The sequence below is a fragment of the Brevundimonas sp. genome (assembly GCF_050729455.1).
Lineage (GTDB): Bacteria > Pseudomonadota > Alphaproteobacteria > Caulobacterales > Caulobacteraceae > Brevundimonas.
In genome coordinates this window covers 1-7874 of record NZ_JBOHLI010000082.1, presented here as the reverse complement: position 1 = coordinate 7874, position 7874 = coordinate 1, and the positions used below count along the sequence as shown (strand labels likewise).

The following is a 7874-nucleotide window of genomic DNA, read 5'->3' as shown; positions in this document are numbered from 1 at the left end:
CAACAGGCCGACCCGCTGCGCAGGATGAAAGCTGCGCGGCCCGGCCTGTTGCTCACCCCACGCTGCGAGGCGTAACTAACCCAAGGACTCTGGTCGCCGCTGGATGAAACCTCAGAGGCACGTCAGCGGGGCTTCAGTTTTCCGGGGCTGGAAACCCTAGAAGTTGGCGGTCACGCTCAGCGTCACGGTACGCGGGGCGCCGTAGAAGCCGATGACGGAATCGCCCGTCAGAGCGCCGGGGAAGTTGTAGCCGCCGGCGCGATAGCGCTCGTCCGACAGGTTGCGACCCGCCAGGCTGACGCGATAGCGGGCGTCGGGCGCGGTCCACATCAGGGTGGCGTCATAGAGCCAGTAGGCGCCCTGATCGAGCAGCGGAATCGCGGTCTCGAACATCTGGGTCGCGCCACGATAGGAGGCCATCGGCGTGAAGATGACCGAGCCGCGATCGCCCAGATCGACGCTGTAGGGCAGCGCGATATTGGCGGTCCAATCCGGCGTGTTCTGGAAATGACGCTGATCGGCCATGTTCTCGCGCTTGCCGGTCAGCGGGTTGAAGGTGACGAAGTCATTGAACTTGGCGTCGAGGTAACCCAGCGTCAGACGCGGGATGAAGCTGTCGGTGATCCGCGCGCTGGCTTCCAGCTCCCAGCCCCAGATCTCGCTGGACCCGGCGTTGTCGACGAAGCTGACGACCGAGGCCGGCGGGATGAAGAACTGCGAGGTGATCTGCTGGTCGGTGTAGTCCGACTTGAACAGGGCCGTGGCGAAGTTGACGCGGCGGTCCAGCAGCGAACCCTTCAGGCCGATCTCATAGGTGTCGACCAGTTCGGGTTGATAGCCGTTGATGGTCTCGGGATAGAGTTTGGCGTCGCCGCGCATATCGAAACCGCCGGACTTGAAGCCGCGTCCGTAGGAGACGTAGCCGGTCAGTTCCGGCGTGAACTTGTAGCTGGCGCTGACCCGCGGCGTGAACTCCGAATAGGTGTCCGAGTTGGTGTAGTCGGTCGAGGGCGTCCCGGCGGCGACAGCCGAGCTGTTGCCGAAGAAGGGGCTCTTGATGCCCAGATAGTTCTGGCGCAACTGGTCGACGCTCTTCTCGTCCTGGGTCCAGCGGCCGCCGACCGACAACGACAGCTGGTCCGTCAAGTCGTAGCTGAAGTCGGCGAAGACGGCGAAGCTCTTGGTGTCCACCTTGCCGCCGGTGAAGGTCGTCAGGCCCGGCGCGAAACCGGGCGGCACGAAGGGATAGAGGCCGATGACGGTGTCAAACGCCCCCTCGGCCGAGGCGTCCATGTAGAAGACCCCCGCCACGCCCTGCCAGCGCTCGCCCTCGAACAGGGCCTGGAATTCCTGGGTGAACTGGCTGTCGGCGTAGTAGCCGGGAATGTCGAGGATGGGCTGGGGCAGGCCGTCGAAGTCGATGCCCGAACCCTTGGTGTCGCCGTCGCGCCAGGCGGTGATCGACTTGAAGGTCAGGGTGTCGCTGGCGTTCCACTCGCCGGTGAAGGACAGGCCGCGCGTGCGCACGTCGCCCTCGTCGCCGATGCCGGCGCGGGTGTCATAGATGCCGTTGGTCATCGGCGCCTTCAGACGATAGCCGTGACGGGCGTTGGACTCGTCCTCGGTGATGTCGCCCGCCAGACGGAAGAAGAGGTCGTCGGTCGGGGTCCATTCGACGCTCAGGCGACCCGCCGTAACGTCCTTGTTGTAGTGCTCGGCGCCCGTGGTCAGGTTGGTGCCGTAACCGTCGCGGGTATAGCGGGCGACGGCGCCGCCGATGCGCAGGGTGTCGGTCAGCGGGGTCGAACCCGAGGCGATCAGATCGACCTGATTATAGCTGCCGTAGGCGCCCTTCAGCGTCAGCTCGGGATCCTGGCCCAGGCGCTTGGTGACGTATTTGATCGCGCCGCCGATGGTGTTGCGGCCATACAGCGTGCCCTGCGGGCCGCGCAGGACTTCCAGCCGTTCAATGTCGAAAATGTCCAGCACCGCGCCTTGCGGGCGGGCCACATAGACGTCGTCGACATAGAGGCCGACGCCGGGCTCAAAGCCCCACAACGGGTCCTGCTGGCCGACGCCGCGAATAAAGCTGGTCAGGGTCGAGTTGGTGCCGCGCGCGATCTGGACCGTGGCGTTCGGCGTCTGCTGCTGCAGGGTGGTGATGTCGGCGGCGCCGGTCTGTTCCAGACGCTCAGAGCTGACGGCGGTGACGGCGACCGGCACGTCCTTCAGCGATTCTTCACGGCGGCGCGCGGTGACGACCACGTCGTCGATGCTGGAGGCCTGCTCGGTATCCGCCTGTTGGGCGAAGCTCGGCGCCGCGCAGAGCGAGGCCGTGATGAAGACGCTGGTCATCAGCGCCAGACGCAACTGTCCTGTCGTTCGCATTCTCGTTTCCTCTCCACGCGCGGTCGTTTGGTCGCCGCTGATCTGTGTTGGACAGACGGTGGTCCGCGAACGGCCTCGCTGTCAACATCATTCATTCTTGCATGAATGAAACTTCATTCGACGGCTCGACAGGCCGCCGAGCGATGTTCATTCTCAAGTGAACGAGCGCGGCGAAGATCGCGCCTGGAGGAAGAATGATGGATCAGGTCAATCTGGCCGCGACCTCGCCTGTCGCGCACACCCCGTCCGGCGATCTGCGCGGTCGTCGCGAAGGAGCCGCCAACGTGTTTCGCGGCGTGCCTTATGCCGTCGCCCCCGTCGGCGAGCTGCGCTGGAAGGCGCCGCAGCCGTTTCCGACCTGGACCGGCATGCGCGAGGCGGCGGAGTTCGGTCCCTCGGCCCCTCAGGCCGGCCCCGCCGACGTGGCCGACATCGTGGCCATCGGCGGCGCGCCGGAGCCGACTGGCGAAGACTGCCTGACCCTGAACCTCTGGGCGCCCGCCGAGGCGACGGCGCCCGCGCCAGTCATGGTCTGGCTGCACGGCGGATCGAACCGGATGGGGGCGGGCTCCCTGCCCTTCTATGACGGCGCGGCCTTCGCCCGCGACGGGGTGGTGCTGGTCAGCGTCAACTATCGCCTGGGTCAGCTCGGCTTCTTCGCCCACCCGGCGTTGTCGGCGGAGGCCGCGCCCGACGAAGCGCTCGGCAATCAGGCCCTGCTGGATCAGATCGCGGCGCTGGAATGGGTGCGCGACCACATCGGCGCCTTTGGCGGCGACCCCGCCAACGTCACCCTGTTCGGGGAATCCGCCGGGGGTCTCGACATCCTGGCCCTGATGACGGCGAAGCGGGCGCGCGGTCTGTTCCACAAGGCTGTGGTCCAGTCCGGCGGCGGCTGGCTGCCCGCCACGCCGCTGAAGACGGCGCTGGCGCGCGGCGTGGCCACAGCGACCGCGCTCGGTCTGACAGAGCCCGACGCCGCCGCCCTGCGCGCCCTCGCGCCCGAGCATCTGACGGCCATCGAGGGCGCCTTTGGTCCCGTCATCGACGGTCGGCTGCTGGACCGCGACCCGATCAGCGCCTTCGCGCGCGGCGACTTCGCCGACGTGCCGCTGATGATCGGGGTCAACAGCGGCGAGGATTCCCTGCTCAACTATGGCGGCGGGCTGAAGCGCTTTGGTCAGTTGATCAAGCCGAACGCCAAACTGGCCGCCCTCTATCCGCAGGCGAACGGCGACGAGGAGCAATTGATCCGCCTCGGTTTTCGCGATTTCGCCTTCGCCGCCCCGGCGCGCTGGGTCGCAGCCCGCCCGCGCCGGTCGAAGGCCTGGCTCTACGCCTTTGACTATGTGGAGGAAGCCCGGCGCGAGACCATGCCGCGCGCCGCCCACGCCGCCGAGATCTTCCACGTCTTCGAGACCCTGGACCATCGCCCCGACGGCGCACCGCCCGCGACCGAGGCTGACCGTGCGATCAGCGCCGCCATGCACGCGCGCTGGGTCGCCTTCGCCAAGACGGGCGTCCCCAGCGCGGACTGGCCCGCCTATGTCCCCGCCGACGACACCTGGATAGTGTTCAACGACACGCCGGGCGGCGAGGTGAAGCGCGGCTGGTGGAAGGCGGCGCTGGACCACCACGGCCGCAAGGGCGGGCTGCTGATCCTGCTGCTGCGGACACGGGATCGCCTGAGAACCCTGTTCTCGGCTAAAGTGAATCGATGACCGCCACCGAGACCAAGCCGCGCCCCAAGGCGAAAGCCAAGCCCGCGCCGAAACCCAAGGCCCAGCGCCGCGAGGAGACGACAACCCGTATCCTCGATGTGGCCGAGGCCCTGTTCGCGCGCGACGGCCTGCACGGCGTCACGCTGAAGGCGGTGGCCAAGGAGGCAGGCGTCGATACGGCGCTGCTGCACTATTATTTCGACGACAAGAACCGGTTGTTCTCGACCGTCTTCGGTCGCCGCGCCGAGGTGGTGAACAGGCTGCGCCTCGACAGTCTGGACCGCTATGAGGCCGAGCACGGCGACGCCATGACCGTGCGCGGCGCCATCGACGCCTTCCTGCGCCCGCTGTTCGTCCTGTTCGACAACGGCGACAAGGCCTGGCTGAACTATGCGGCCCTGGTGGCCCAGGTGAACAACACCCCCGTCTGGGGCGGCGACACCATGCACCAGCATTTCGACCCGGTGATCGACCGCTTCGTCGGCGTGCTGAGACGCATCGCACCAGAGACGCCGCCGCGTCAGATCTACTGGTTCTATCACCTGCTGTCGGGGTCGCTGACCCTGTCGCTGGCCCAGACCGGCCGTATCGACGTCCTGTCCGGCGGCCTGTGCAAGTCCTCGGAAATGGGCGCCATCTGCGACGCCATGGAGGCCGTCTTCACCGGTGGCTTCGAGGCCATCCGCCGCTAAATCAAAAGAAAACCCGACCTCAGCATCTGAGGTCGGGTTCCGGTCTCATTAGCCCATCGTCGGGATGACGAAGGAGCTGTCCGCGTGCTCCAGCGCGCTGTCAGGCCAGCGGGCCGTGACGGTCTTGGTCTTGGTCCAGAAGCGCAGACCTTCCATGCCGTGCTGGTTGATGTCGCCGAAGGCCGAGCGCTTCCAGCCGCCGAACGAGTGATAGGCCACCGGCACCGGGATCGGCACGTTGATGCCGACCATGCCGACGTTGACGCGGGCGGCGAAATCGCGGGCGGCGCGGCCGTTCTGGGTGAAGATGGCGACGCCGTTGCCGTACTGGTGCTTGCTGGGCAGACTCAGGGCCTCCTCGAAGCTGGCGGCGCGCATGATCTGCAGCACCGGGCCGAAGATCTCTTCCTTGTAGGATTCCATCTCGGGCTTGACGTGGTCGAACAGCGACGGGCCGATGAAGAAGCCCTTCTCGTGGCCTTGCAGGCTGAACTCGCGGCCGTCGACGACCAGTTCAGCGCCTTCCTCGACGCCCTTGTTGATCCAGCCCAGGACCTTGTCCTTGTGGGTCTGGGTGACGACCGGGCCGTAGTGGGCCTCGGCGTCGGTCGAGACGCCGACGCGCAGGTTGGGGATTTCCGAGACCAGACGCTCGCGCAGCTCATCCGCCGTGCGCTGGCCGACCGGCACCACCACCGGCAGGGCCATGCAGCGCTCGCCCGCCGAGCCATAGGCCGCGCCGGTCAGGTCCTTGATCACCTGATCCATGTCGGCGTCGGGCAGGACGATGCCGTGGTTCTTGGCGCCACCCATGGCCTGGACGCGTTTCCCGTGCTGGGCGCCCATCTGATAGACGTAGTGGGCGATGTCGGACGAGCCGACGAAGCTGACGGCGTGGATGTCGGGATGGGTCAGGATGGCGTCGACCGCCACCTTGTCGCCGTGGACGACGTTCAGCACGCCCTTGGGCGCGCCCGCCTCCATCATCAGCTCGCCCAGGCGCTCCGGCAGCGACGGATCACGCTCGGACGGCTTCAGGATGAAGGTGTTGCCGGCGGCGATCGCCATGCCGAACATCCACATCGGGATCATGCCGGGGAAGTTGAACGGGGTGATGCCCGCCACCACGCCCAGGGGCTGACGCATGGAATAGACGTCGATGCCGGGACCGGCGCCTTGGGTGTACTCGCCCTTCAGCGCGTGCGGGATGCCGCAGGCGAACTCGATGACCTCAAGGCCGCGCTGGATGTCGCCCTTCGAGTCGGCGATGACCTTGCCGTGTTCCGAGGACAGCAGCTCGGCCAGCTCGTTCATGTTGGCCTCGACCAGGCGCTTGAACTCGAACATGACGCGGGCGCGACGCTGCGGGTTGGTGCTGGACCAGCCCTCGAAGGCGGCCTGGGCTGCCTGAACCGCGCGGTCCATCTCGCCGACAGTCGCCAGCTGGACGCGGGCCTGAACCTCGCCGGTGTTGGGGTTGAACACGTCGCCGAAACGGCCCGATGCGCCGTCGAAGGCCGCACCGTCGATGAAATGGCGAATGTCGCGCATTGAGGCGTTTCCCTGTGATGTCGTTGTTCGTTTCATCATGGCCTAGCAGACTGACGCCGAACCACCCATTGCAATCTTGCATCCTATGCTGTGCATTCCTGCAATGTTCGACTGGGACGACGTTCGCATCTTCATCGCCGCCGCACGGGCGGGCTCGCTTGCCACGGCGGCGCAGCGGCTGGGCATCGACGCCGCCACGGTCGGGCGGCGCGTGGCGCGTCTGGAGACGGCGCTGAAGTCGACCCTGGTGGTGCGCTCGGCCTCGGGCCTGCTGCTGACGGCGGCGGGGGCGCAACTGCTGGAAACGGCGCTGGACGCCGAGAGCGCCATGGAAGCCGCCGAGCGGGTGACGCGGCCCGACCTGATCGCCGGCACGGTGCGGATCAGCGCCTCCGAGGGTTTCGGCGGCGCGGTGCTGGCCCCCGCCCTGCCCGCTCTGCTGGCGGCGCATCCGGGGCTGAACATCGAACTGGCCGCCAGTTCCGGATTTTTGTCGCCCAGCCGCCGCGAGGTGGACATGGCCATCACCCTCAGCCCCGCCGCCAGCCCCCGCCTGATCGTCGAGCCGCTGACGCCCTATCAACTGGCCCTCTACGCTGCCCCTGAACACATAGACCGGCACGGCGCGCCGGAGCGCGTGGACGACCTGCCGCGCTTCGACATCGTCGGCTATGTCGACGACCTGATCTATGCGCCGGAGCTGCATTATCTGGACGAGATTCGCCCCAACCTGCGTCCGCGCCTGGCCTCATCCTCGATCCGGGCGCAGCGGGACATGATCGCGGCGGGTGGCGGGATCGGCGTCCTGCCCTGCTTCCTGGCCGAGGGGCTAACGCGGGTCCTGCCCGATCAGGTGCTGATCGAGCGCCGCTTCTGGCTCAGCACCCACCGCGAGGTCCACGGCACGGCACGGCTGAAGGCGGCGCGGCGCTGGATCAAGACCCTGTGCCGCGACGCCGCCGGGCGCCTGTCGCCCTACTAGAGCCCCAGCAGATCCGACCAGCGCCAACGGCCGGTCCCCAGGGCCAGCTTGGGCGCGCCCGCATAATCGCCCAGGGTCACGACGACATAGCCGCGCACCGTCTCGGTCTTGCAGGCGCGCGGCGAGAAGCCGACCTCCACGGCCACGGCCTGACGCACGCCCGCCAGTCCCTTGCCCTCCTGGCCCGGGTTCAGCACCCAGTCGCCGTCCCAGATCAGGATGGCCCGACCCGCCGCACCCGACGAGCGATAGACCTCGGTCAAGGCGGCGCGGATCTCAGGATCGTCGCGCAGGGCGTTCTGCAGCCGCTCGACCATGTTGCAGACGCCGCCCGAGCCTGAGCCGGAGCCCGAGCCGGAACCGCTGCCCGACCCCGTGCCCGTGCCGGTTCCCGCGCCGCTGCCCGAGGCCGAACCGCCGCCAGCGGTCATGGCCCCGGCCAGGGCGGCGTCGCCCATGAAGGTATAGGAGATGCTGGGCGCAGGCGCGGTGATCGGCACCGGCGCCACGGTCGGCGAGCGCGGCGCCGGACGGCTGGGT

The 7874-nt window shown here is 67.7% G+C and carries 5 protein-coding genes and 1 pseudogene; 3 read left to right on the top strand and 3 right to left on the bottom strand.

All coding sequences use genetic code 11. The annotated features are described in order from the left end of the window. Positions 1-156: 156 nt before the first annotated feature. Positions 157-2388, bottom strand: coding sequence for a TonB-dependent receptor (locus ACREEF_RS14925; protein ID WP_431566357.1), 2232 nt, complete (start codon positions 2386-2388; stop codon positions 157-159). Positions 2389-2582: 194 nt separating this feature from the next. On the opposite strand from ACREEF_RS14925, the gene ACREEF_RS14920 reads away from it, so the two are divergent. Then, the gene (locus tag ACREEF_RS14920; RefSeq protein WP_431566356.1) at positions 2583-4109 is read left to right on the top strand and encodes a carboxylesterase/lipase family protein; all 1527 of its coding nucleotides are present in this window, start codon (positions 2583-2585) and stop codon (positions 4107-4109) included. After that, entirely contained in the window at positions 4106-4801 is a 696-nt protein-coding gene (locus ACREEF_RS14915) for a TetR/AcrR family transcriptional regulator (protein WP_431566355.1), read from the top strand. Before ACREEF_RS14920 ends, ACREEF_RS14915 begins: the two co-directional genes overlap by 4 nt. A 48-nt stretch (positions 4802-4849) precedes the next feature. Here ACREEF_RS14915 and ACREEF_RS14910 read toward each other — a convergent pair whose 3' ends face one another. Beyond that, complete coding sequence (locus tag ACREEF_RS14910; RefSeq protein ID WP_431566354.1) at positions 4850-6352, bottom strand: CoA-acylating methylmalonate-semialdehyde dehydrogenase; 1503 nt, start codon at positions 6350-6352, stop codon at positions 4850-4852. Between the two features lie 103 nt (positions 6353-6455). Here ACREEF_RS14910 and ACREEF_RS14905 point away from each other — a divergent pair, with 103 nt between their 5' ends. Beyond that, complete coding sequence (locus ACREEF_RS14905) at positions 6456-7334, top strand: LysR family transcriptional regulator (RefSeq protein ID WP_431566353.1); 879 nt, start codon at positions 6456-6458, stop codon at positions 7332-7334. On the opposite strand, the pseudogene ACREEF_RS14900 reads toward ACREEF_RS14905, so the two are convergent. Further along, positions 7331-7874: pseudogene (locus ACREEF_RS14900) on the bottom strand (hypothetical protein); the annotation flags it as partial. The gene ACREEF_RS14905 and the pseudogene ACREEF_RS14900 overlap by 4 nt on opposite strands.